Origin of the sequence: Dietzia sp. SL131 (assembly GCF_026672565.1) — a bacterium.
Classification (GTDB): domain Bacteria; phylum Actinomycetota; class Actinomycetes; order Mycobacteriales; family Mycobacteriaceae; genus Dietzia; species Dietzia kunjamensis.
Map to the genome: position 1 here is coordinate 200113 of NZ_JAPPRI010000003.1, position 23397 is coordinate 223509.

Here is a 23397-nt window from a genome sequence, read left to right on the forward strand (position 1 = left end):
AAAGGACTGGCAATTATGGCGATCAGCAATTTCGGGTATGTCCGGGTCTTCGCCACGGACATGGCCGCCTGGCACGAGTACGGCACGAAGGTGCTGGGTTTCGTGGAGGGATCGGGCGACGATCCCGAGTCGCTCTACTTCCGCATGGACGATCATCCGCACCGGTGGATCATCGTCCCCGGCGAGGAGGACACGCTCTCCGCGGTGGGCTGGGAGTGTGCGAACGAGGACGAGTTCGAGGACGTCAAGCGGCGCCTCGACGCGGCCGGTGTGCCCTGGGAGGACGCCCCGGCCGAGGTGGCGCGCGACCGCAAGGTGCGGGGGCTGATCACCTGTCAGGACCCGGCCGGGTTCACGCTGGAGATCTACCACACCATCGCGCTGCAGCACCGTCGCATCCCGACGCCGTACGGGCACGAGTTCGTCACCGGCGACCAGGGTGCGGGCCACATCGTCCTGTCCACCCCGGACGAGACCGCGGCGCTCGAGTTCTACCGTGACGTCCTGGGGTTCACGCTGCGTGACTCGATGAGCCTGCCGCCGGAGATCGTGGGCCGACCGGCCGACGGCGAGCCCGCGTGGCTGCGGTTCCTCGGCTGCAACCCGCGGCACCACTCGCTGGCGTTCACCCCGTTCCCCAACCCGACCGGGATCATCCACCTGATGGTCGAGGTCGGTACCGCGGACGACGTGGGGCTGGCGCTGGACCGGGCGACGCGTAAGAAGGTGAGGATGTCGGCCTCGCTCGGCCGGCACGTCAACGACAAGATGCTGAGCTTCTACATGAAGACGCCCGGAGGCTTCGACTGCGAGTACGGCTGTGAGGGCGTGCAGGTCGAGGACGACGAGAAATGGGTGGCGCGTGAGTCGACGGCCGTGAGCCTGTGGGGCCACGACTTCTCCGTCGGGTTCAAGTAGCCGCCTAGGCTGGGCCTTGCAGACAGTTCACGAGCCGAAAGTCCAGGGAGGACGACCCACATGAGCAGCACCGACGAGAGCCCGGAGGGCCAGTCCTTCAGCAGCCGTGAACTTCGTGACGCACTGGGACAGTTCTGTACGGGGATCACCGTCATCACCGCTGTCGAGGACGACAAGCCGGTGGGTTTCGCCTGCCAGTCGTTCTCGGCCCTGTCGCTCGAGCCGCCGTTGGTGCTGTTCTGCCCGATGAAGACCTCGGGTTCGTGGAAGGGGATCGAGAAGGCGGGACGGTTCGTGGTGAACATCCTGTCCGAGGACCAGGAGGACGTCTCCTCGACGTTCGGCCGCCGCGGTGACGACAAGTTCGCGCAGATCGACTGGTCGCCCAGCCCGCTGGGGTCGCCGGTGATCGAGGGCGTCATGGCGTGGCTGGACTGCGAGATCGACCAGGTCCTCGACGGCGGCGATCACTGGATCGTGCTGGGGCGGGTCGACAACCTCGGCCCGACCAAGCGCGACATCCGCCCGTTGCTGTTCTACCGCGGTGCCTACCTCAGCATCGAGGAGGACGTGGTCGACCCGACGCCCGAGCAGGAGGAGTTGGAGAACTTCATCACCTCGGCCGACTCCTACACGTGGCTGTGAGCGGCGTGACGGGACCGCTGGCGGGTGCGCTGGCGGAGGCGGAGGAGATCATCCGCTCGACGCCGCACGTCCACACCGAGGAGGACGTCGCGGAGGGCCTGGACTACCTGCTGGGGACCATCCGGGGGGCCATCGAGACCGGCCAGCACCGCGGGCGAAGTCACCCACAGCTGTTCCAGGCCACGGGCCCGTACACCAAGATGGGCCTGGACAACCCGGACACGCTGTACTTCTACGCCAACCTCACCGACGGCGCCGAGTACGAGATCGAGGGTCGGCGCGGTACCACCGCGGACCTGTCGTTCCAGGTCATGGCCGGGACGTATTCGGCCGACGAGCGCGCCGCGTCGCACGCGGCGTTCGACGACCGTGCCTTGGAGATCGACGCCGACGGCCGGTATCGCTTCCGATTGGGACCGGCGAGGTACGACGACGACGAGGGCGACGCCGGCTACGTGGTGCTCCACCCGGGATCGTCCATGATCGCGGTCCGCGAGGTGTACTCCGACTGGAGCCGTGAGGAGGCCGGGTCGGCGATCATCCGCAGACTCGACACGGTCGGCACCGCACCGGAGCCGGTGACGCTCGCCGGGCAGGAGAAGTTCTACGCCAAACTCGCCGAGGCGCTCGTCGGGCGGCTGCGGACGTGGCTGGCGTTCCCGGAGTGGTTCTTCGGCGACCAGGCCCGCAACACGCTGAACGAACCGCGGCAGACGCCGGGTGGGCTCACCACGCAGTTCTCGTCCGCGGGCGTCTTCGAGCTCGGTCCGGACGAGGCCATGGTGATCTCTGTGCCCGTCGCCGGGGTGCCCTACCAGGGCTTCCAGCTTGGCAGCATGTGGTATGCCTCGCTGGAGTACGTGCACCACCAGACCAGTCTCACCGCCGACCAGGCGCACGTCACCTCCGACGGACTGATCCATCTGGTGGTCTCCGAGCGCGACCCGGGGCTGGCCAACTGGGTCGAGACGCTGGGCCGCCGCGAGGGCATCATGCAGTTCCGTTGGCAGCGGGTGGGAGATCCCATCACATCGGAGCTGGGCCCCACTGTGAAGGTGGTGCCGTTCGAGCGGCTCGCCGACGAGGTGCCCGGGTACGAGGAGTTGCGGGTGACGCCGGAGCAGTGGCGCGAGCGGATCGCCGCCCGTCAGGACGCGTTCGCCCGGAGGGGACTCTCATGACCGTCTCGGCCGGAGGCGACACGGACCGTGTGCATGTCGGCACCGTCGAGGACCTGCACGCCAGTGCCTCGCGCACGGTCGGACTCGAGGACTTCGCCGACGGGGAGGACCGCCACCGCGAGGCGCTGGGGATCCTGCTGGACTCCCTGCACTCCGACGCGGGCCTGACCCCGGCCGGCAGCAAGTACTGGCGGTCGGTCCTCAAGAGCGCGCTCACCGCCCGGTTGCTGGCGAACGCGGGATTCTCGGCGGACCCGGCCGGGGCGGAGGTGGCGATCGAGCGTCCCGTCGTCGTCACCGGGTTGCCCCGCACCGGCACCACGGCGCTGCACCGGCTCCTGGGCGCGGACCCCGCCAACCAGGGGCTCGAACTGTGGTTGACCGAGGTGCCGCAGCCGCGGCCGCCGCGCGAGACGTGGGAGGACGACCCCGCCTATGTCGGCCTACGGGACCTGTACTCCGGCTTCATGGCGGAGAACCCCGACTACGGCGGCGTGCACTACATCTCCGCGGACGACCTCGAGGAGTGCTGGCAGTTGCTGCGGCAGTCGCTCACGTCGGCGTCGTACGAGTGCCTGGCCCGGCTCGACGGCTACTCGCAGTGGCTGGCCGGCGCCGACTGGGTGCCCGCGTACCGGCGGCACAAGCGGAACCTCCAGCTCATCGGGGCGAATGATCCCGAGCGACGCTGGGTGCTCAAGAACCCGAGTCACCTGTTCGCCCTCGACGCGTTGCTCGAGGTCTACCCCGACGCGGTCGTGGTGCAGACGCATCGCGATCCGCGCAAATCCATGGCGTCGATGTGCTCGCTCGCGCACAAGACCGCCGCGGAATGGTCCACGCGGTTCACCCCTCAATACATAGGTGAGTCACAGTTGGACTTCTGGGCGCGGGGCGTCGAGACCTTCGACGCCGCCCGCGCCCGGCACGAGGCGGACCCGACGTCACGGGCGACGTTCGTCGACGTCGATCACCATGAACTGCTGGCAGATCCGGCCGGCGTGGTGGAGCGCGTCTACGGCGCCGTCGGCACGGAGCTGCCGGAGGACGTGCGCGCGGGCGTGGTGGCCGAGAACGACAAGAGCCTGTCCGGCGACCGCGCCCCCGCGCACCGCTACACGCTCGCCGACTACGGGCTCAGCGAGGAGCTGATCGCGGAGCGGTTCGCCGGCTACCGCGGCCTGGAGCGCTAGAGGTATCTGCGGACCGCGTCGATGATCGTCTCGGCCACGTCCTGCGTGCACACCAGCAGGTCCGGGAACTCGATCTGCTCGGTGTTGTAGACCAGCTCGGAGCCGTCCAGGGCGCTGGCGTGCAGGCCGCGTTGCTGCACCACGCCCACAGTGGCCGCGGAGTCCCACTGGTGGTGACCGCTGGTGTGGATGTACGCGTCGCACTCACCCTCGAGCACGGTGGCGGTCTTGCCGCCGCCGGATCCGAGGTGGACCAGGGAGGCGTCGAGCTCCTCGGCGAGTTCCTCGGCGAACGCGGGAGGCTCGGCCTCGGAGACGGCGATGCGCAGGCGGTCGTCCTCGCGGGGCGGCACCAGCGGTCCGGGCCGCGGGCCGCGGATGATCGACGTGGGTTGATAGGTGGTGGCGCCGCGCCCGGTGAGGACCCGGCCGTAGGCGGGCATGGCGATCGCGCACGCGGTGATGCCCCCGACACCCTCGGGGTCCTTCTCCCACAGGGCCACGTGGACGGCCCAGTCGGGGCGGCCCTCGGTCACGTAGGAGCGCACTCCGTCGAGGGGATCGACGAACCACACGCGGTCGGCCTCCAGCCGGGCGCGGGAGTCGGGGTCCCACTCGCCGAACACGAGGTCGCCGGGCCTCGCCACGGCCAGTCGGTCGATGATGACGGACTGCGCCTCGGCCTCGGCGAACGCACCGAGATCCTCCGGCGCCACCCGTGAGACCCGCAGGTCGGTGAGCAGGCGACCGGCCTGGGCCGCGAGGTCCTCGGCCGACCGCTGGTCGTTGGTCCGTCCGTGCGCGGGGAAGGGGCTCATGCGGGTGATTCTAGTGGCCCCGGCTACAGCCCCGCCGCGACCTCCAGGGCGGCGAGGAGTTCGTGCGGTTGTCCGAGCAGTTGCGCTGTCCCGTGGGCCCTCTTGAAGTACAGGTGGGCGTCGTACTCCCAGGTGATGCCGACGCCCCCGTGGAGCTGGATCGACTCCCCGGCGATCCACTGCAGGGCCTCGGAACAGTAGACCTTGGCCGCGGCGGCCTCGATCTCCGCGGCGTAGGCCGCCTCGTCGGCGGCGGGCCCGTCGCCGAGCGCCTGCGCCTCGGCGACGGAGGCGGCGGCGGAGTAGGACAGCGACCGGGCGGTCTCGACCTTGACGTACATGTCGGCCATCCGGTGCTTGAGCGCCTGGAACGACCCGATGACCCGGCCGAACTGCTTGCGCTCCTGCGTGTACTGCACGGTGGCGTCCAGTACGGCGCGGGCGGCACCGACCTGCTCGGCCGACAGTGCGGCCCACCCGGCGGCGCGCAGGCGGGACAGGAAGCTCGGACGGGTGGGGATCGCGGTGGCCGCGGCGCCGTCGAACTCCACGCGCGCCAGGGTGCGGGTGGGGTCCATCACCGGCACGCGGGTCACGGTGACGCCGGCTGCGTCGGCGGGCAACTCGAACAGGCCGACCTCGTCTCCGGCGACCGCCACGACGAGCAGCGTGGCGGCGGTGTCGGCGCCGAGCACGTGGTGGGCGGTGCCGGTGAGCGTCGCATTACCCTGCGCCGTGACGTCGGCGCGGACACCCGGGGTGGCCCAGCCGTCGAGCCCGGCCCAGCACAGCGCGGACAGGTCGCCGGCGGCGATTCCGGGCAGGAGGCGGGCGCACGCGTCGGCGTCGCCGGTGGCGAGCACGGCCTGCGCGGCCAGGACGGCCGACCCGAGCATGGGGGATGGCGTGAGGCGTCGGCCCAGCTCCTCGCACACCAGGTGGGTCTCCAGCCAGGTGGCCCCGGCGCCGTCGTGCTCCTCGGGGATCGACAGTGCGGCGGCCCCGATCTGGTCGACCAGCGTCGCCCACAGTGCGGGGTCGTACCCGTCGTCGGAGGAGAACGCGGCGCGCACGGCCGCGGAGTCGGACTTCTTCTCCAGCAGCGCGGCGACGGACTGCCGCAACGCGGCCTGCTCCTCGGTATCGACACCGGGGGTGGCGGTCGCCGGGGTGGCGGGCGCGGTCATCGGGCGGTCCCCGCGGCTCCGGCACCCTCGCCGCGCAGTGAGTCCAGCACCCGACCGCGGTGGTAGCTCTGGGTGCCCCACGCCGTCTGCAGGGCGCGGGTCTTGGTCAGCCACAGGCCCAGGTCGTGCTCCAGCGTGTAGCCGATCGCGCCGTGCACCTGCAGCGCCGTGCGGGCGGCCAGGTAGGCGGCGTCCGCCACGGCCACGCGGGCGGCGGAGACGTCGCGGACCGCGGCGTCGGGGTCGCCGGGGTTCTCGGCGATCGCCAGCGCGCCGGCCCACAGCAGCGGGCGGGCCATCTCCAGCGCGATCGCGACCTCGGCGAGCTGATGCTTGAGCGCCTGGTACTCGCCGATGAGCTTGCCGTACTGCTTGCGCTGCGTGGCGTAGTCCACGCTCATCGTGAGCATGGCCTGCCCGAGGCCCTGGAGCTGGGCCGCGGTGCCGAGGGCGCCGTGGTTGACGAGGTCGGTCGTGCTCACCGCGGCCGCGCGGGCGCCCGCGGTGGGCGTGGCCACCGTGCGGGCCCGGTCGACCGACCGACGGGTCTCGCCGGCGGAGGCGGTGAACACCTCGTCGTCGTCGACGACCCACAGGTACCCGGCGACGTGGGCGTCGGGGGCGAACGGGGAGACCCCGGGCGCGGCGACGGAAGCCAGCGACCCGCCGGCGATCTCCCCGGCCACGTCCCCGGCGTCGGAGTCCCCGCCGAGGGCGGCGGCGATACGGGGCGCCACCATGACGGTCTCCACGACGGGACCCGGCACCGCGTGGCGGCCCAGGACCTCGAGCGCGGCCACGGCCTCGACCGCGGTGGCGCCGGCGCCGCCGGCGGCCTCGTCGATGAGCAGGGCGGCGGCGCCCGTCTCGGCGACGCGGCCCCACACGGCGGTGCCGGGGGCCGTGTCACCGGCGGCCCACGAGCGGATCACGGTGGGCATGTCGGACTTGGCCAGCAGGGAGTCGATGCTGCCGGCGAAGTCGATGATCTCTGGATCGAGTGCGAACTGCATGTTCAGAAAACCGCCTTCTCAGCCGCGCGGGAGGCCGAGGAGTCGCTCGGCGATGATGTTCTTCTGGACCTCGTTGGTGCCCGCGTAGATGGGGCCGGCGAGGGCGAACAGGTAGCCGTCCATCCACTGCTCACCGGCGAGCTCGCCGGCGGTGCCGAGGACATCCAGGGCGGTCTCGTGGGTCGCGATGTCCCAGTCCGACCAGAAGACCTTGTTGATGGAGGACTCGAAACCGAGGTTGGCGCCTCCGGTGAGTTTCGTGACCGTGTTCCAGGTGCTCAGTTCGTAGGCGCGCGACCCGATCCACGCGTCCACGACGCGGTCCGCCAGGGACCCACGGGTGCGGTCGTCGAGGTCGGCCTCGGCGGTGCCCCACAGGTCGAGCAGCCGGTCGGTCGTGGCGAGGAACCGTCCGGGGGAGCGCAGCGACAGGCCTCGCTCGTTGTTGGCGGTGGACATGGCCACCTTCCAGCCCTGGTTGACCTCGCCGATCACGCCGGACTCGGCGGGGTTCGCCGGGTCGTCGGGCACGAAGACGTTCTCGAGGAACAGTTCGGCGAAGCCGGGCAGCCCGTCGAGCTGATCGATCGGGCGCACGGTGACGCCCTCGGCCCGCAGGTCGAACATGAAGTAGGTCAGGCCCTTGTGGCGGGGCTCGTCCGGGTCCGTGCGGAACAGGCCGAAGCCCTTGTCGGCGAACGACGCGCGGGTGGACCACACCTTCTGCCCGTTGAGGACCCAGCCGCCGTCGACGCGCTTGGCGGTCGAGCGCAGTGACGCCAGGTCGGAGCCGGCCTCGGGCTCGGACCAGGCCTGCGCCCAGATGTCGTCTGCCCGGGCCATGCGCGGCATGATGTGGGCCAGCTGCTCGGGGGAGGCGTGGTCGAACAGGGTCGGGGCCAGCAGGAAGATGCCGTTCTGGCTCACCCGCAGCGGGGCTCCGGCGCGGAAGTACTCCTCCTCGAAGACCACCCAGTTGACCAGCCCGCAGTCGCGGCCGCCGAACTCCTCGGGCCACGACACGACCGACATGCGGGCGTCTGCCATCGTCGCCTCCCACCGGCGGTGGGCCTCGAAGCCCTCGCGGGTGTCCATGTGGGGCAGCGGCTCGGTGGGCACGTTGGCCTCGAGCCACTGCCGCACCTCGAGCCGGAACTCGCGGGTCGATGCGTCCAGATCCAGATCCACGGCGTCAGTCCTTCTTCTCGCCGGTCGGGGCGGCGCCGCCCGTCGAGCCGGTGTTCGCGCTGTCGCGCATCGAGCGCGCGTCCATACCGCCCAGGGAGGCGGAGAACGAGTCGGTGTCGTCCGGCTCGGCGTTGGCGGAGTGCGCGAACATGTGCCAGCCGAACGCGGTGTCCAGGGAGGTCTGCAACCCCATCTGGTCCTCGCTGCCGTTGATGACCTTCTTGGCCAGCGTCAGACCGAACGCCGGCATGGCCTTGATCTCCTCGGCGATCGAGTCGACCTTGGCCTGCAGCTCCTCGCGGGGCACGACGTGGTTGAGCATTCCCCACTCCAGCGCCTCGGCGGCGCCGAACCTACGACCGGTGTAGAGGATCTCCTTGGCGCGGCGCGGGCCCAGCACGAAGGCGTGGGCGAAGTACTCGACGCCGGGGATGCCCATCTTCACCACGGGGTCGGAGAAGAAGGCGTCGTCGGAGGCCACGATGAAGTCGCAGATCCACGCCAGCATGAGCCCGCCGGCGATGCACGCGCCGTGCACCTGGGCGATCATCGGCTTGGGGATCTCCCGCCACCGGCGGCACATCTGGACGTAGACCTCGCTCTCGCGGGCCAGGCGCCGGTCGCCGCCGCCGCGGGTGGTGTGGTCCCACCAGAGCGCTGCGCGGTTGGGGTACTGGACGTGGTGGTCGCGCTCGGGCGTGCCGATGTCGTGGCCCGCCGAGAAGTGCCTGCCGTTGGCCCGCAGGACGATCACCTTGACCGCATCGTCCTCGACGGCCTTGATGAACGCGTTGTCCAGCGAGTACGTCATCACCGAGTTCTGCGCGTTGCGGAAGTCCGGTCGGTTGAGGGTGACGTACGCGGTGCCGTCGGTGACCTCGTAGGCCACGGGCTGCGTGTCCGGCCCGAGGTCGTCGACCCCGAGGACCGGGGGGATGGGTGCATCGGTCATGACCTGGGACTCTCCTTACCTAGCAAGTGCTTGGTTGGGAGTCTACATCGAACCCTGTCGACCACCACTGCGGTCCGGCGGCATTCGCCAACTTTGCGGCCGTAGCATCAGCCACAGGAGGCGACAAGAGTTTGACGCATGTTATGAGGAAAATCATAGATTCGTACGACAGACGACCCGGTGTGACGGGCCTAGCGTTCGAGGTGGACGACCCGTTCGGGCGACTTCGAGAAGACGTCCTAGGAAGGACAAAGCCCATGCGTACCACTCTCTTTCGGGTAGCAAGCGCTGCCGCACTCGCCACCCTCACCCTCACCAGCGTCACCGCCACCGCGGCGGCACAATCCGGCGCCCGCGATCTCATGTTCGCCATCGACACCACGGGGTCGATGGCCCCCTACATCGAGCAGACCAAGATCGCGGTCGACGATCTCGCGACCGATCTGGCGTCGGAGTCGGCCGGCACCCGGGTCGGGTTGGTCGAGTACCGCGACGCGGGCGATCCGTTCCAGGCTCGGACCGTCACCGATCTGACGACGAACCTGCCCACGTTCCGCGGGGGCCTCGACGGATTGGGTGTCGACGGCGGTGGGGACTGGCCGGAGTCGGTCTACTCCGGGATCGCCCTGTCGTTGTGCCAGGCCTGGAACTCGTCCTCGGTCAAGGCGATCATCGCGGTCGGGGACGCTCCCGCCAAGGACCCGGAGCCGGTCACCGACTTGACTGCGGATCGCATCATCGCACTGGCCAACGGGACCGCGACCGACAATCCGTACTGCGCCCCGGCCGCAGTCGCGGCCGCCGCGGTCAGTCCGATGGCCACCGGCAACAGGGTCCCGATCTTCGTCGTCTCGGCGGACGGGGAACTCACCGCGCAGTTCGCGAGGATCGCCGAGGAGACCGGCGGAGCGACGGTCCCGGTCGAGGACATCGAGGACATCGCGGAGGCGATCAAGGACACCGTCGATGTGATCGACGAGGGCGACGGTGGCCTGTTCGGTTCACTCGAGGGCTCGCTGGAGAATCTGTCAGGCAGCGCGGGCAACTGAGTAGTTGCCGGCCCGGGGCGGCGGCTGCGGGGATCAGACCCCGTAGCCGCCGTCCACGTCGAGCTTCTGGCCCGAGATGAACCCGGCGCGGTCCGACGCCAGGAACGCCACGGCCTCGGCGATGTCGGCGGCCGTGCCGAAGCGTCGCAGGGGGATGTTGCCGCGCGTGACCTCGAGCGCCCGCTCGTCGAGGTCGCCGGAGGCGATGAGCCGGGAGGCCATGCCGTCGGTGAGCATCCCCGGGCCCACGCAGTTCACCCGCACGCCGAAGCGCCCCTCCTCGGCCGCCAGGCCCCGGGCGAGCTGCTCGACCGCGCCCTTGGGGGCGGCGGACAGTCCGTCGCGCACCGGATAGCGGGTGGTGGCCGCAGTGGTGACGACGACGACGTTGCCCGCCACCGCACGCAGGTGCTCCAGCGCGGGGCGCACGATCGCGAAGAACCCGACCGCGTCGTCCTCGAGCTGTCGACGGAACTCGGACGGTGCGATCCGGGACAGGTGCACCATGGGCACGTGCGGACCGGCGCAGTGGGCCAGCACGCGGATTCCGCCGTGTCGGGAGGCGATCCCGTCGATCACCCCGGCCACCTCGTCGTCGTTCCCGTCGGCGCCGTCCCGCCCCGGGGTGAGGCGGACGCACTCGACGGTCCGGGATCCCTCCGCGGTCAGGTCGTGCGCGAGGTCGACGGGCTCGGTCGACCGGTACCCCAGCACCACCGGCGCATCGGGGAACTCGGCGGACAGGCGGCGTGCGACCGCCGCCCCGATCCCGCCGGACGCGCCCGTGACCACCACTGCGCCCGCTCCGCCGGGTCCGCCCGGCGCGGTCATCGGAGCTCGGTCTTGAGGATCTTGCCCGAGGCGTTGCGGGGGAAGGCCTCGACGAACTCGACCGTCCGCGGCCGCTTGAAGTTGGCCAGGTGCTCGGCGGCGAAGTCCTTCACGTCCTGCTCGGTGAGCCCCGACCCCTCGCGCCGGACGATGAAGGCCTTGCCGACCTCGCCCATCCGCTCGTCGGGAACGCCGATCACCGCGGACTCGACGACGCCGTCGATGCGGGCGAGGGCCTGCTCGATCTCGGCCGGGTACACGTTGAACCCGCCGGTGATGTACATGTCCTTGAGCCGGTCGGTGATGCGGAGATTGCCGCGGGAGTCGATCTCCCCGACGTCTCCGGTGTGCAGCCAGCCGTCCGGGTCGATGGTCTCGGCGGTGTTCTCCGGGTCGTCGAGGTAGCCCTGCATGACCATCTCGCCACGGGTGAGGATCTCGCCGGACCCGCCGATCCGGATCTCCATGCCGGGGTAGGCGCGGCCGCAGGTCGTGGCCACGGTGACGTCGTCGTCGTCCGCGGTGGTGGTGGTGATGAACCCCATCGTCTCGGTCTGCCCGTACGCGGTGAGCACCGTCTCCAGCCCCAGGTCGGACTGCATGCGCTCGACCAGCACAACGGGGACGACCGAGGCGCCGGTGACGGCCAGGCGCAGGGAGGACAGGTCGTACGCGCTGCGGGACGGGTCGTCGAGCAGCGTCTGGAAGATGGTCGGCGCCCCCGGCAGTACGGTGGCACGCTCGGTCTGGACCAGGCGCATCGTCTCGGCGGTCGAGTACACGGCCAACGGGATGATGGTCGCGCCGAACAGGGTGCACACGAGGAAGCCGGCCTTGTAGCCGAAGCTGTGGAAGAACGGGTTGACGATGAGGTAGCGGTCGTTCTCGGTGAGCCCGCCGTTGGAACCCCATGCGCGCGCGCCGGCGACGGTCTGGCGGTGCAGGGCCACGACGCCCTTGCTCTTGCCGGTGGTGCCGGAGGTGAACAGGATGTCGGCGACGTCGTCGCCGGTCACCGCGTCCGCGCGGCCGTCGGCCTCGGCGAGCAGGTCCTCGGTGGCCAGCGCCCGGAGGTCGGCGAAGTCGAGGAGGCGCACGTCCGCGGCGTGGATGCTGTCGGCGTGGATGCTGTCGGCGGGGGCACTGTCGAGGGGGATGCGGACGAGGGTCCGCAGCTCGGTGACCCCGGCCAGGGTGTCGCCCGCCGTCCCGCGCGCGGCCGCGGCGAGGTCCGCGATCCGCTCGGTGCCGAGGAACGTCCCCGCGACCACGGCCGCCACCGCGTGGGTGCGCTGGATGATCTCCAGCGTCTCGCTCCCGGTGTAGCGCGTGTTCGCGGGGACGACGGTGCCTCCCGCGAACTGCACGCCCAGCCCCGCGACCACCCAGTGGCGGGTGTTGGGCGCCCAGATCACCACGCGGTCACCGGGGGCGATCCCGCGCGAGACGAGGCCGGCGGCGAACCGGCGGACCTCGTCGAGCAGGTGCGCCCACGTCCAGCGGGTGTCCTGGCCGGGCTGCACGTCGACGATCGCCTCGCGCTCCGGCCACGACCGGGCCGCGCGACGCAGGGCGGCGGGGGTGGTCTCCACGGTGGTGCTCATGGCCTGCACCCTACCAAGCAAGTGCTTGGTTTGGCGGCGTCAGTACTTGAGCGCTCCCCGGTCGACCGTGAGCTGGACGCCGGAGATCGACCGCGAACCGTCGCCGGCGAGGTAGGAGACCACCTCGGAGACCTCCTCGGGCGGCATGAAGTCGGCGAGCGTGCTCGCGCCGTCCACCCGGGCGTTCTTCAGGGGCATCGGCGAGAAGCTGTGGAGGAACGACGGGAAGCGGCCGAAGAGGGCGGCCATGCCCTCGGGATCGATCATCGGCGTGTCCACCGAGTAGGGGTGTATCGAGTTGACGCGGATGCCGAACTCGCCCACCTCGAGTGCGAGGGCGTTGGTCAACGCCACCAGGCCGGCCTTCGAGGCCGAGTAGTGCCCGTTCCCGGGCGTCGCCTTGAGGCCCGCGGACGAGCTGACGATGATGATCGACCCGCCGTTTCCCGCCTCGATCATCGCCGGCACCGCGGCACGGATCGTCCGCCACGTGCCGCTGAGGTTGACGCCGATGACCGTGTCCCAGTCGTCCTCCGGCATCTCCCACAGTCGCCCCCAGCTGAGCACGGCGGCGTTGGCGACCAGGATGTCCAACCGTCCGAAGGTGGAGATCGTGCGGGCGACGAGATCCTGCAGCGCGCCCAGGTCGCGGATGTCGAGGACCGCCGAGATCGCGCGCCGGCCGGTCTCCTCCACGAGGCGGACGGTCTCGGCCAGGTCGTCCGGCGTGGGTGCGGGATAGGTGGCGGACCCGGACACGGGCGCGCAGACGTCGACGACGACGAGGTCGGCGCCCTCCGAGGCGAGGCGGACCGCATGGGCCCGGCCCTGGGCGCGCGCAGCGCCGGTGATGAAGGCGACCTTGCCGGACAGGGGCTGAGAGGGGGAGTTCATGGGCGTCATCCAAACCGATCCCGGCGTGGGCGGAGGGCGGTTCCGGCAAACCAAGCAAGTGCTTGGTAGTGTGGGCGTATGACCGAGAGTTCGGCACCCGAGAAGTGCACGCCCGCGTCGGAGATGACCGACGACGAGTTCGCGGCGGAGTTCCGCACCTGGTTGGATGCCAACCTCGTCGGCGAGTTCGCCGAGATCAAAGGCGTCGGCGGCCCCGGTAGCGAACACGAGTTCTTCCCGCAACGCCTCGCCTGGGAGCGGCACATGGCGGCGGCGGGGTGGACCTGCGTCGGCTGGCCGGTCGAGCACGGCGGGCGCGGCGCGTCGTTGAGCCAGCAGGTGCGGTTCCACGAGGAGTACGCCAAGGCGGACGCCCCGGCGCGGGTGTCCCACCTCGGTGAGACGCTCCTCGGCCCGACCCTGATCGCCCACGGGACCCGGGAGCAGAAGGACCGCTTCCTGCCGCGGATCATCGACGTCACCGAACTGTGGGCTCAGGGGTACTCCGAGCCCGGCGCCGGGTCCGACCTGGCCAACGTCTCGACGACCGCCGAACTCGGGGATGACGGCAGGTGGCACCTCAACGGGCAGAAGGTGTGGACCTCGCTCGCGCACCTCAGTCAGTGGGTGTTCGTGGTGGCCCGCACGGAAGCGGGTACGAGTCGGCACAAGGGACTGAGCTTCCTCCTGGTCCCGCTCGACCAGCCGGGCGTGGAGATCCGCCCGATCCAGCAACTGACAGGGACCTCCGAGTTCAACGAGGTCTTCTTCGACGACGCGGTCACCGACGCCGGCATGATCGTCGGGGAGCGGGGCGACGGCTGGAAGGTGGCCATGACCCTGCTCGAGTTCGAGCGGGGGGTCTCCACCCTGGGCCAGCAGGTCGGCTTCGCCCGCGAACTCGACGAGATCGTCGCGATGGCCCGCGCCAACGGCAGCGCCGAGGTGCCCGCCGTGCGCGAGCGCATCACCCGCGCGTGGATCGGGCTCAAGGTGATCCGTGCCCACGCGCTGCGGACCCTCGCCGAGCGCGACTCCTCCGGCGGCAACGCCTCCGCCGCGAAGCTGCTGTGGGCCAACTGGCACCGCGACCTCGGCGAGCTCGCGATGGAGGTGCAGGGGGCACAGTCCCTCACCGGTCCCACCCACACCTCCGAGGGTGCGCCGAACGACCTCCGCGACCCCGAGAACCTCGAGCTCGCGCTGTGGCAGCGGCTCTTCCTGTTCACCCGCTCCGACACCATCTACGGCGGATCGAACGAGATCCAGCGCAACATCATCTCCGAGCGCGTGCTCGGACTACCCCGAGAGGCAAGGCCGTCATGACCGAGCAGAAATCCCCCCTCGCCGTCGTCCCCGAGGAGACCCCCGGACACGGACTGCTCAAGGGCAAGAAGGTCGTGGTGACCGCGGCGGCCGGGACCGGGATCGGCTTCTCGGCGGCCCGACGCGCGGCGCTCGAGGGCGCCGACGTCCTGGTCTCCGACTTCCACGAACGCCGCATGAACGAGGCCCGCGACGCGCTCGCCGCCGAGTTCCCGGACCAGCAGATCGAGTCGCTGACCTGCAACGTCCAGTCGACCGCCGACGTCGACGCGCTGATCGCCGGTGCCGCGGAGAAGCTGGGCCGGATCGACGTGCTCATCAACAACGCCGGACTCGGCGGCGAGACCGAACTCGTCGACATGACCGACGAGGACTGGGACCGTGTCCTGGACATCACCCTGAACGGCACCTTCCGCGCGACGCGCGCGGCGCTGCGGTACTTCCGCGACGCGGAGCACAACGGCGTGATCGTCAACAACGCCTCCGTGCTGGGCTGGCGCGCGCAGCGGGCGCAGGCCCACTACGCCGCGGCCAAGGCCGGCGTCATGGCGCTGACCCGCTGCTCCGCCATCGAGGGTGCCGACTACGGGGTGCGGATCAACGCCATCGCCCCGTCCATCGCGCGCCACAAGTTCCTCGAGAAGTCCGCCTCCGCGGAACTGCTCGACGAGCTCGCGGCCAAGGAGGCCTTCGGACGGGCAGCCGACGTGTGGGAGGTCGCCGCGACCATCGCCATGCTCGCCAGCGACTACACGACCTACCTCACCGGGGAGGTCGTCTCCATCTCCTCGCAGCGCGCCTGACGGGCAGCGGCATCAGGCGGTCCGGACCTTCTCCGCCTGCGCTGCGAAGAGCTCGAGGGCGATGTCCCGGGCCTCGTCGGAGATCGGCCCGTCGGTGCCGGACGCCGTGACGGAGATGCCGAGCCCGCGGACGACGCCCGTGATCATCACGTTCGACGTCCGGATGGGCTGCCCCATCATGGTCATCGAGTTGTCCTGGACGACGGCCGCGAAGTCCTCGACCCCCTCCGGGGCGTCGACGTCCAGCAGCGAGTTCTGCGCCTCGGTGATCATCTCCTCGCCCTGGAGCGGGAACGCGACCGTCATGACCGGGCAGTCCTCGATCTGCTGCGCACGCGCGGCCAGGCCGTCGGTCACCCGGGTCACGGCCACCGCGAACGAGGTGCCCCCGACCTGGCCGGCCTGGATCGCCATCGCGTCCGGCTCCGACTGCGCGCCCGGGCCGTCCTGACTGATGTCCGCGCACTGCTCCGGCTCCACGCGGACATCGGACGTGAACGCGCCGAGCGCGTCCATCCCGCCGGCGATCTCATCCGCGGGGACGGGTTGCAGCCCGACCTCCGGGGCGTCCTCGGCGGTGAGGACGAGCTGCTCGACCTTGCCGGGCGGCGGGGTCGACCCCGGATCGGCGGGCTCCGACGACACTGCAGACTCCGACGACGCTGCCGACCCCGCCGGTTCGGCCGACTCGGCCGCTGCGGTGGTGGTGGCGGTGCCGCCCTCGTCGTCGTTCCCCTCCCCGGTCGCGCACGCGCCCAGCCCCAGCGTCAGGCCGAGCACCGCCGACGCTGCGAGGGCACGGGTGCGACAGGGGCGGGAGGTCAGTGGTGAGGTGGTCCGCATGCGCCGGAGTCTAGCGGCGAGGTGGGCGGGGCGGCGGCGCCCGTGCGCCGCGCCCGGTGCCCGCGTGGCAATCCGGGGGACTGCCACGCGGGCAGTCGGGGGCCTCACTAAGCTGAGTGTCGTCAACCCCCTCGACCATCGGAGATGAAGAATGATTGACCTCAGCGGCGTGCTCGGAGGGCTCGCTGACGACCTGTGGGGATCCGTGGACGGCATCGTGCCGGCCGGATCGGCCGGCAACGTCATCGGTGGCGTGCTCAAGCTGCCCGCGGCCCTCCTCTACGGTTCGTCCAACCTGTTCTGGGGCTTCGGCTCCCACGGCCCCGCCTGATCCGACCGAACGGAGAACACCATGCTCAGTGGCTCACTGCACGACCTCCACGAGACGATCGACGGATCGGTCGACGGCCTCGCCCCCTCCCTGCCGGCCGGCTCCCTCGGCGACATCGTCCACGGGGTCCTCAACATTCCCGGAACACTCATCGCGACCCTGGAGTACGTCTTCCTGGGTTTCGGTTCCTGACCCGACCGCGCGACAGTGGCCGAGCCCCCGGGGACCGTTCCGGGGGCTCGGTGGCGCGGGGGAGGACCGAACCTCTACCTAGCAAGTGCTTGGTTGGTACCCTCGGGGTATGACCAGCACGACCAGACGTGAGGAGCTCCTGTCGATCGCGGCAGGGCTCTTCGCCGAACGCGGCCTGCGTGCGACCACCGTCCGCGACATCGCCGACGCCGCGGGCATCCTCTCGGGGAGCCTCTACCACCACTTCTCGTCCAAAGAGGCGATCGTCGACGAGATCCTCCGTGGATTCCTCGACGCGCTCTTCGGCGAATACCGTCGGATCGTGGAGGCCGGCCTCGGCCCGCGGGAGACCCTGGAACAGCTGGTCCGCGCCTCGTTCGAGGCCATCCACCGCGACCGCGACGAGGTCGCCATCTACCAGGACGAACTCAAGCACCTGCGCGGCAACCCGCGATTCGACTACCTCCGTGAGCGCAACACCGAGTTCCGCGAGATGTGGACCGACGTGCTCACCCGGGGGATGGAGTCCGGCGACTTCCGCGGTGACCTCGACGTGCGGCTCACCTACCGCTTCCTGCGCGACACGGTGTGGGTCGCCGTGCGGTGGTACCGGCCCGACGACGAGAACGATCACGCGGCCATCGCGGACCAATACCTCAACATCGTGCTCGACGGCCTGGCCGTCGGCTGACCTTCCCACCCCTTCCCGAGGAGACACATGACCAGCGTGACCGGCCGCGAGGCCTACGTTATCGACGCCGTCCGCACGCCCGTCGGCAAGCGCGGCGGCAGCCTGTCCGGACAGCATCCGGCCGACCTGGGCGCGCACGTCATCAAGGCGGTCGTCGAACGCACCCGTATCGACCCGGAGGTCGTCGACGACGTCATCTTCGGCTGCGTCGACACCATCGGCCCCCAGGCCGGCAACATCGCCCGCTCCGCCTGGCTCGCCGCCGGGATGCCCCTGGGCGTCCCGGGCACGACCGTCGACCGACAGTGCGGCTCCAGTCAGCAGGCCATCCACTTCGGCGCACAGGCCATCTGGTCCGGCACCCAGGACGTGATCCTGTTCGGCGGGGTGCAGAACATGAGCGCCCTGCCCATCTCGTCGGCCATGCTCGCCGGGCGCGAGTACGGATTCGACGACCCGTTCACCGGTTCCACCGGCTGGGTCGAGCGCTTCGGCTCCCAGGAGATCTCGCAGTTCAACGGCGCCCAGATGATGGCCGACAAGTGGGACATCTCCCGCCGGGAGATGGAGGAGTGGGCACTGCAGTCCCACGCCCGCGCCCGCGCCGCGATCGCCGAGGGGCGGTTCGCCGGCGAGTACGTGCCGATGGCCGGCCTCGAGGCCGATGAGACCACCCGCGAGACCACCCTCGAGAAGATGGCCTCGCTGCCCGTGCTGGCCGAGGGCGGCTCCCTCACCGCCGCCGTCGCCTCGCAGATCTGTGACGGCGCCTCCGCAGGGCTGCTCGCCTCCGCCGAGGCCGTCGAGAAGTACGGACTGACGCCGCGCGCCCGCATCCACCACCTCACCGTCCGCGGTGACGACCCGGTGATGATGCTCTCCGCGCCCATCCCGGCGACCAAGCACGCGCTGGCCAAGACCGGCCTGACGATCGACGACATCGACGTGGTGGAGATCAACGAGGCCTTCGCCCCCGTCGTCCTGGCGTGGATCAAGGAGACCGGCGCGGACCCGGCGCGTGTCAACCCCAACGGTGGCGGCATCGCGCTGGGCCACCCGCTCGGCGCCACGGGGGCCAAGCTGTTCGCGACCCTGCTGAACGAGCTCGAGCGCACCGGCGGCCGCTACGGCCTGCAGACCATGTGTGAGGGCGGCGGCACCGCCAACGTCACGATTATCGAGCGCCTGGACGCCTGACGGCGACGACCCCCGAACGACGGGACGGGCCCCGCACCAGCCGGTGCGGGGCCCGTCTCATGCGCCGGCGGGCCGACGCGGTGAGGGGTCAGTTGGCGGCGTCGGTCTCGCCCAGCGCGGAGGACAGGACGGCCAGGTCGAGCTCGCCCTCCGCCTCGCCGCCGAGCGCGGACGAGAGGGTGTCGAGGCCGAGGCCGCCACCGGCCTCGCCGTCGGCCTCCCCGAGCATCGCGGACGCAGTGCCGAGCAGGTCACCCTCGCTGCCGGTGGCGACACTGCCCATAACGGCCTCGACCGGATCGCCGACGAGGAGGAATGGGGTGACCCCGGGCGCGTCATCGGACGAGCAGTAGGTGACCAGCGCGTAGACGTTGGAGTCGACGGTGGCGGACACGGTGGCCGAGTCCACGCCGATGTCGCCGAAGGTCCCCAGCAGAACGGCCGGGGAGCCGTTGGCCTTGAGGAGTTCCACTCCGGGGGCCTCACTGATGTTCTGCAGAGTGGCCAGGAGATTCGTGTCGGTGGCGGTCGCGAGCTGACCCGCGAGGGTGGCGGCCGTCGAGGTCGGCGCGAGAAGCGCACCGCAGGCGTCCCCGTCGATGAAGCCCCCGTCCAGCGTAAAGGTCACCGAGACCGTATTGCCGTCGGTCGCGGTGTCGGCCGTGGTCGCGGCCGCGACGCCGGCGCCGGCGACGGTCAGTGCGGTGGCCGCGCCGAGGGCGGCGGCGGTGCGGAGAGCAGTACGGGACATGAGGGGTTCCTCCGGAGGGGATGGGACGGGCCGAGCCCGCCTGATATGTGAACTGCCTAAGGGTAAGCCAAGAGTTCGCCACACGTGGGGATTATCGAAGACGAACGCCCCCACCTGTTGTGAACACAGGTGGGGGCGTCCGTCCGATGGTGTCTCAGCCGAGTTCGCGAAGCGCGTCCAGGCGTTCGTGAGCCTGGGTCATGATCCGTTGGATCAGTTCGTCACAGCTCGGCAGGTCATCGATCATGCCCACGACCTGTCCGGAGGCCAGGACTCCGGCCTCGGTGTTGCCCTCGACCAGCCCGGCCTTGAGCAGCATCGGGGTGTTGGCGGCCATGACGATCTGCTGCCATGTCCGGTCGGACGCCTTCCTCATGTTGAGGCCGTCCTTGGCCAGCTGCTGCCACTTCATCCCGGTCATGGACTTGAACTTATTGGCGTTCTGGACGGCGGCGGCCATGCCCTTGAGGGGGCTGCCCGATTCGAGGGCGTTGACCAGGCCGGTGCGCAGGACGCGGTGCGGCATGCCGTCGACACGGGTGGAGACGACGGTGTCCTGGAGCCCACGCTCGAGGTACTGCTTCTTCACGGCGTCGGGCACCTGCGAGTCGCTGGTGAGCAGGAAGCGGGTGCCCATCGCGACGCCGGCGGCGCCGTAGGACAGTGCCGCGACCAGTCCGCGGCCGTCGAAGAAACCGCCGCCGGCGACCACGGGGATCGAGGTGTTGCCCGCGCCGCCGAGGGCGTCGATGACGCTGGGGAGGAGCAGGGTGGTGGCGACCTGGCCGGTATGTCCACCGCCCTCACCGCCCTGGACGATCACCGCGTCGGCGCCCCAGGAGGCGACCTTGACGGCGTGCTTGGCCGCGCCGATGGAGGGGACGACGACGAGGCCGTTCTCCTTCAGCCGGGCGATCAGCTCCGGCTTGGGCGCGAGGGCGAACGACGCGACCTTCACCCCGTGGCGGATCATCAGCTCGCACCGCTCGGCGGCGTCCTCGGCGTCGGCCCGGAGGTTGACGCCGAAGGGCTTGGAAGTGAGCTTCTTGGTCCGCACGATGGCGTCCTCGAGCTCGGCGTAGGTCATGGTGGCCGAGGCGATGATCCCCAGTCCGCCGGCGTTGGCCGTGGCCGCGGTCAGCTCGGGTCCGGAGACCCAGCCCATGCCCGTCTGGACGATCGGGTACTCGACACCGACGAGCTCGGTGAATGCCGTGGACAGTGTCGGCGCGTTCATGCGGCCGGCACCTCGCGGTCGCGGAACCCGCGCGGGTCCAGCACCTCGCGGATGATGCGCAGCTCCTCGTCCGAGGGGGCGCGGGTGACCGCGGCGTCGGCCAGGCCCTCGATCTCGAAGCCCGTGTTCTCGGCGACCTCGTCGGCCGTGACGCCGGGGTGCAGGCTGACCGCACGCATGCTGCGGTCGGCGCCGCCGAAGTCGAACACGCCCAGGTTGGAGACCACCCGGTGGATGTGGTGGTAACGGAAGGCGGGGTCACCCTCGGTGTAGCGGTCGTAACCGACGCCGCAGACGACGTCGACCTTCGCCGTGAAGACCCGGGAGGAGTGCTTGCCCACCCAGTAGCTGGTGGCGTGGTTGATCGAGTTGCCGGGCGCCCCACGCAGGCCGAACATCTGGCGGGTGGGCTTCTGCACGTCGTCACCGAACGCGGAGAGGTTCTGGTTGCCGAAGCGGTCGATCTGGTTGGCGCCCATCACCACGTGGCGGGTGCCGGCCTGCAGGACGTCGAACACGCGGGGGAACGGGATGTACCCCTCGAAGTCGATGGTCTTGCCCAGCGGCGGGGTCTGGCCGAGGAATCGGTACTCGCCGTCGGTGATGAGCAGGTCCGGCTCGGTGGTGAGCCGGGCCAGACGCGCGCCGATGGTGGCCATCGGGGTCATGGGGGAGGCGAAGATCTCACCGGCGCCGGCGAAGATCTCCGCGCAGGCGACAGCGCAGTACTCGGCCCTGCTGATGGACTGAGTGGTGGCGGACTCGGTGGTGACGTCGGACATCACTTGGCTCCCTTCTGGGCGGCCTTCTCGGCAGCGACCTTCTCCGCGAACGCGGTGACGGCCTTCTGGTAGTCCTCCTCGGACCCGGACAGGAACTCGTCGACGAACGCCTTCCACGACGTCTCATCCTTCGCGGACGTGGCGTAGTGCTTCTGGAACGCCTCGTCGCGGCCGTAGCCACCCGCGAACGTGAAGTGGGCGCCGTTCGGGGCCTCGGAGACGGTGTCGACGAACATGCGGCTGAGCAGCATGCGCTGCGGGCCGACCTCGTTCATCAGGGCGTCCGCGGAATCGACGATCTCGTCGGTCTCGAGCAGGACGGTGTCCGCGGCCATGGCGTAGAGATCGTCGAAGTACCCGTCGGCGCCGGTGAACGCGGCGTTGCCGTGCTTGTCCGCCTTGTCCAGGTGGATCAACGCGGCATCCATGCGCAGGGCGGGCATCGCGACCAGGGTCTCGGTCTTGCCGTCGACCTGGTACGGCGAGTCGACGGTCTTGAGCTCGTCGCCCCAGAACCGGAAGACGTCCGAACCGAGGCCTGCGCGGGTCGGTAGGAACGGCAGGCGCTGCGCGGCGGCGGTGAGGCCCGCGCGAACCATGCCCTCGTCCATCTCGCGGGAGATGATCGAACCCTCGGTGCGGCGCGCGGCGAACCACGGGTCGTAGAACGGGGCCGAGTCCAGGGTGACGAAGCCGTAATAGGCCTTGGAGACCTTGCCGGCCGAGCACAGCAGGCCGAGGTCCGGGCCGCCGTAGGTGATGACGGTGAGGTCGGTGAGGTCCTCGCGGCGCAGGATCGCGCGGACCAGCGCCATCGGCTTGCGTCGGGAACCCCAGCCGCCGATGCCGATCGTCATGCCGCTGGAGAGGCGCGAGACGGCCTCGTCCAGGCTCGTGCGCTTGTCGCGCGGGGTGGGGGTGCTGCTCACTTGTTCTCGCCCGTCCTCTCGGATCGCTTGTCTCGTGTGTCTCGTTTGTCCAAGTTCTGGCCCGTCTTGACGAACTCGTCGCGGTGCTCGTCGGCCACGCCGGCGAGGTTGAGTTCGAACGTGAAACCCTGCTCCATGCGATACGAGGACTTCACGTCGACCGGGTCGATGTGGTTGATGGCTTCCTTGGCCGCCCGGATGACCCGCGTGTCCTTGGCCGCGATGGTCTCCGCGAGGTCGCGTGCCGCGGCGTCCAGCTGGTCGCGGGGGACCACGTTGTAGACGGTGCCCCACGAGTGGAGCTGCTGCGCCGTGACGTTGCGCGACGTGAAATACAGGGTGCGCATCATGTGCGGGGGGACCATCCGGGCCAGGTGCGTGGCGGCGCCGAGCGCCCCCCTGTCCACCTCGGGCAGGCCGAACACCGCATCGTCGGAGGCGACGATGCAGTCGGCGTTGCCCACCAGGCCGATCCCGCCGCCCACGCAGAACCCGTTCACCGCGGCGATCACGGGGACCGCGCACTCGTAGACGGCGTTGAACGCGACGTAGCAACCGCGGTTGGCGGCCAGCAGGTGGTCGAACCCCTCGAAGTCCTGCATCTCCTTGATGTCGACGCCCGCGTTGAATCCCCGGCCCTCGGCTCGGAGGATCACGACGTGGACGTCGGGGTCGCGGCCCGCGGCGAGGATCTGCTCGCCGAGTTCGAACCATCCCGCGGACGGGATGGCGTTGACAGGTGGGTAGTCGACCGTGACGGTGGCTATCCCGTCTGCGCCCTTGTCGACGTTGATGCCCATGGAGCTCCTTCCCACGCCACCGCCGTCCGGGACGGCACAGTG

At 70.4% G+C, this 23397-nt stretch carries 25 protein-coding genes; 11 read left to right on the forward strand and 14 right to left on the reverse strand.

Translation table 11 applies throughout. The features are described from left to right. Nucleotides 1–15 precede the first annotated feature (15 nt). The 4 genes from hsaC to OVA21_RS01605 are packed head-to-tail and all read left to right on the forward strand — an operon-like array spanning nucleotide 16 to nucleotide 3937. A complete protein-coding gene (gene hsaC, locus OVA21_RS01590; protein ID WP_132062677.1) occupies nucleotides 16–918 on the forward strand; it encodes an iron-dependent extradiol dioxygenase HsaC in 903 nt (300 codons plus the stop codon). Nucleotides 919–978: 60 nt separating this feature from the next. Continuing rightward, nucleotides 979–1563: a 3-hydroxy-9,10-secoandrosta-1,3,5(10)-triene-9,17-dione monooxygenase reductase subunit gene (gene hsaB, locus OVA21_RS01595; RefSeq protein WP_132062675.1), complete on the forward strand. Its 585-nt coding sequence runs from the start codon at nucleotides 979–981 to the stop codon at nucleotides 1561–1563. Further along, a complete protein-coding gene (locus tag OVA21_RS01600; RefSeq protein ID WP_268093095.1) occupies nucleotides 1560–2744 on the forward strand; it encodes a hypothetical protein in 1185 nt (394 codons plus the stop codon). The genes hsaB and OVA21_RS01600 overlap by 4 nt, the downstream gene beginning before the upstream one ends. Next, complete coding sequence (locus OVA21_RS01605; RefSeq protein ID WP_268091632.1) at nucleotides 2741–3937, forward strand: sulfotransferase family protein; 1197 nt, start codon at nucleotides 2741–2743, stop codon at nucleotides 3935–3937. The genes OVA21_RS01600 and OVA21_RS01605 overlap by 4 nt, the downstream gene beginning before the upstream one ends. Here OVA21_RS01605 and OVA21_RS01610 read toward each other — a convergent pair. Genes OVA21_RS01610 through OVA21_RS01630 form a run of 5 tightly spaced genes read right to left on the reverse strand, consistent with a single transcriptional unit; the run spans nucleotide 3934 to nucleotide 9095 of the window. Next, nucleotides 3934–4755: an inositol monophosphatase family protein gene (locus OVA21_RS01610; protein ID WP_067711783.1), complete on the reverse strand. Its 822-nt coding sequence runs from the start codon at nucleotides 4753–4755 to the stop codon at nucleotides 3934–3936. The two genes, OVA21_RS01605 and OVA21_RS01610, sit on opposite strands and share 4 nt — an antisense overlap. 23 nt (nucleotides 4756–4778) lie before the next feature. Further along, nucleotides 4779–5942 (reverse strand): acyl-CoA dehydrogenase family protein, encoded by a 1164-nt coding sequence (locus OVA21_RS01615; RefSeq protein WP_096906049.1) that lies wholly within the window; start codon nucleotides 5940–5942, stop codon nucleotides 4779–4781. Next, the gene (locus OVA21_RS01620) at nucleotides 5939–6955 is read right to left on the reverse strand and encodes an acyl-CoA dehydrogenase family protein (RefSeq protein ID WP_268091633.1); all 1017 of its coding nucleotides are present in this window, start codon (nucleotides 6953–6955) and stop codon (nucleotides 5939–5941) included. Before OVA21_RS01620 ends, OVA21_RS01615 begins: the two co-directional genes overlap by 4 nt. An 18-nt stretch (nucleotides 6956–6973) precedes the next feature. Then, the gene (locus OVA21_RS01625; protein ID WP_070721745.1) at nucleotides 6974–8143 is read right to left on the reverse strand and encodes an acyl-CoA dehydrogenase family protein; all 1170 of its coding nucleotides are present in this window, start codon (nucleotides 8141–8143) and stop codon (nucleotides 6974–6976) included. Between the two features lie 4 nt (nucleotides 8144–8147). After that, the gene (locus OVA21_RS01630; RefSeq protein WP_132062671.1) at nucleotides 8148–9095 is read right to left on the reverse strand and encodes an enoyl-CoA hydratase; all 948 of its coding nucleotides are present in this window, start codon (nucleotides 9093–9095) and stop codon (nucleotides 8148–8150) included. Nucleotides 9096–9352: 257 nt separating this feature from the next. Here OVA21_RS01630 and OVA21_RS01635 point away from each other — a divergent pair, with 257 nt between their 5' ends. After that, nucleotides 9353–10144, forward strand: coding sequence for a VWA domain-containing protein (locus OVA21_RS01635; protein ID WP_268091634.1), 792 nt, complete (start codon nucleotides 9353–9355; stop codon nucleotides 10142–10144). 33 nt (nucleotides 10145–10177) lie between these two features. Here the strand turns inward: OVA21_RS01635 and OVA21_RS01640 are convergent, their stop codons facing one another. Genes OVA21_RS01640 through OVA21_RS01650 form a run of 3 tightly spaced genes read right to left on the reverse strand, consistent with a single transcriptional unit; the run spans nucleotide 10178 to nucleotide 13473 of the window. After that, nucleotides 10178–10975 (reverse strand): SDR family NAD(P)-dependent oxidoreductase, encoded by a 798-nt coding sequence (locus OVA21_RS01640; protein ID WP_268091635.1) that lies wholly within the window; start codon nucleotides 10973–10975, stop codon nucleotides 10178–10180. Then, nucleotides 10972–12579: a FadD3 family acyl-CoA ligase gene (locus OVA21_RS01645; RefSeq protein ID WP_268091636.1), complete on the reverse strand. Its 1608-nt coding sequence runs from the start codon at nucleotides 12577–12579 to the stop codon at nucleotides 10972–10974. Before OVA21_RS01645 ends, OVA21_RS01640 begins: the two co-directional genes overlap by 4 nt. A gap of 39 nt (nucleotides 12580–12618) precedes the next feature. Then, on the reverse strand, nucleotides 12619–13473 hold the full coding sequence (locus OVA21_RS01650; RefSeq protein ID WP_268091637.1) for a mycofactocin-coupled SDR family oxidoreductase: 855 nt from the start codon (nucleotides 13471–13473) through the stop codon (nucleotides 12619–12621). 78 nt (nucleotides 13474–13551) lie between these two features. On the opposite strand from OVA21_RS01650, the gene OVA21_RS01655 reads away from it, so the two are divergent. Continuing rightward, on the forward strand, nucleotides 13552–14799 hold the full coding sequence (locus tag OVA21_RS01655; protein WP_268091638.1) for an acyl-CoA dehydrogenase family protein: 1248 nt from the start codon (nucleotides 13552–13554) through the stop codon (nucleotides 14797–14799). Further along, nucleotides 14796–15602, forward strand: a complete 807-nt coding sequence (locus OVA21_RS01660; protein ID WP_067711807.1) for an SDR family oxidoreductase — start codon at nucleotides 14796–14798, stop codon at nucleotides 15600–15602. The genes OVA21_RS01655 and OVA21_RS01660 overlap by 4 nt, the downstream gene beginning before the upstream one ends. 12 nt (nucleotides 15603–15614) lie before the next feature. On the opposite strand, the gene OVA21_RS01665 is transcribed toward OVA21_RS01660, so the two are convergent. Beyond that, a complete protein-coding gene (locus OVA21_RS01665; RefSeq protein WP_268091639.1) occupies nucleotides 15615–16445 on the reverse strand; it encodes a hypothetical protein in 831 nt (276 codons plus the stop codon). Nucleotides 16446–16596: 151 nt separating this feature from the next. Here OVA21_RS01665 and OVA21_RS01670 point away from each other — a divergent pair, with 151 nt between their 5' ends. The 4 genes from OVA21_RS01670 to OVA21_RS01685 all read left to right on the forward strand — a co-directional run bounded on the left by OVA21_RS01670 (nucleotide 16597) and on the right by OVA21_RS01685 (nucleotide 18856). Further along, the gene (locus tag OVA21_RS01670) at nucleotides 16597–16776 is read left to right on the forward strand and encodes a hypothetical protein (RefSeq protein WP_067711812.1); all 180 of its coding nucleotides are present in this window, start codon (nucleotides 16597–16599) and stop codon (nucleotides 16774–16776) included. Between the two features lie 21 nt (nucleotides 16777–16797). Further along, a complete protein-coding gene (locus OVA21_RS01675; RefSeq protein ID WP_156523482.1) occupies nucleotides 16798–16968 on the forward strand; it encodes a hypothetical protein in 171 nt (56 codons plus the stop codon). A 109-nt stretch (nucleotides 16969–17077) separates the two neighbouring features. After that, nucleotides 17078–17659: a TetR/AcrR family transcriptional regulator gene (locus tag OVA21_RS01680; protein WP_096906038.1), complete on the forward strand. Its 582-nt coding sequence runs from the start codon at nucleotides 17078–17080 to the stop codon at nucleotides 17657–17659. A 27-nt stretch (nucleotides 17660–17686) separates the two neighbouring features. Continuing rightward, nucleotides 17687–18856 (forward strand): acetyl-CoA C-acetyltransferase, encoded by a 1170-nt coding sequence (locus OVA21_RS01685; RefSeq protein ID WP_268091640.1) that lies wholly within the window; start codon nucleotides 17687–17689, stop codon nucleotides 18854–18856. A gap of 88 nt (nucleotides 18857–18944) precedes the next feature. Here OVA21_RS01685 and OVA21_RS01690 read toward each other — a convergent pair whose 3' ends face one another. The 5 genes from OVA21_RS01690 to OVA21_RS01710 all read right to left on the reverse strand — a co-directional run bounded on the left by OVA21_RS01690 (nucleotide 18945) and on the right by OVA21_RS01710 (nucleotide 23355). Then, nucleotides 18945–19607 carry a hypothetical protein gene (locus OVA21_RS01690; RefSeq protein WP_268091641.1) on the reverse strand — a complete coding sequence of 221 codons (663 nt, stop codon included), beginning with the start codon at nucleotides 19605–19607 and terminating at the stop codon, nucleotides 18945–18947. A 154-nt stretch (nucleotides 19608–19761) separates the two neighbouring features. Next, a complete protein-coding gene (locus OVA21_RS01695) occupies nucleotides 19762–20844 on the reverse strand; it encodes an NAD(P)H-dependent flavin oxidoreductase (protein ID WP_067711823.1) in 1083 nt (360 codons plus the stop codon). Beyond that, nucleotides 20841–21626, reverse strand: coding sequence for a CoA-transferase subunit beta (locus tag OVA21_RS01700; RefSeq protein ID WP_154828927.1), 786 nt, complete (start codon nucleotides 21624–21626; stop codon nucleotides 20841–20843). Before OVA21_RS01700 ends, OVA21_RS01695 begins: the two co-directional genes overlap by 4 nt. Further along, entirely contained in the window at nucleotides 21626–22555 is a 930-nt protein-coding gene (locus OVA21_RS01705) for a CoA transferase subunit A (protein ID WP_120284551.1), read from the reverse strand. Before OVA21_RS01705 ends, OVA21_RS01700 begins: the two co-directional genes overlap by 1 nt. Beyond that, nucleotides 22552–23355 (reverse strand): enoyl-CoA hydratase family protein, encoded by an 804-nt coding sequence (locus OVA21_RS01710; protein WP_256820078.1) that lies wholly within the window; start codon nucleotides 23353–23355, stop codon nucleotides 22552–22554. The genes OVA21_RS01705 and OVA21_RS01710 overlap by 4 nt, the downstream gene beginning before the upstream one ends. Nucleotides 23356–23397: the final 42 nt, after the last annotated feature.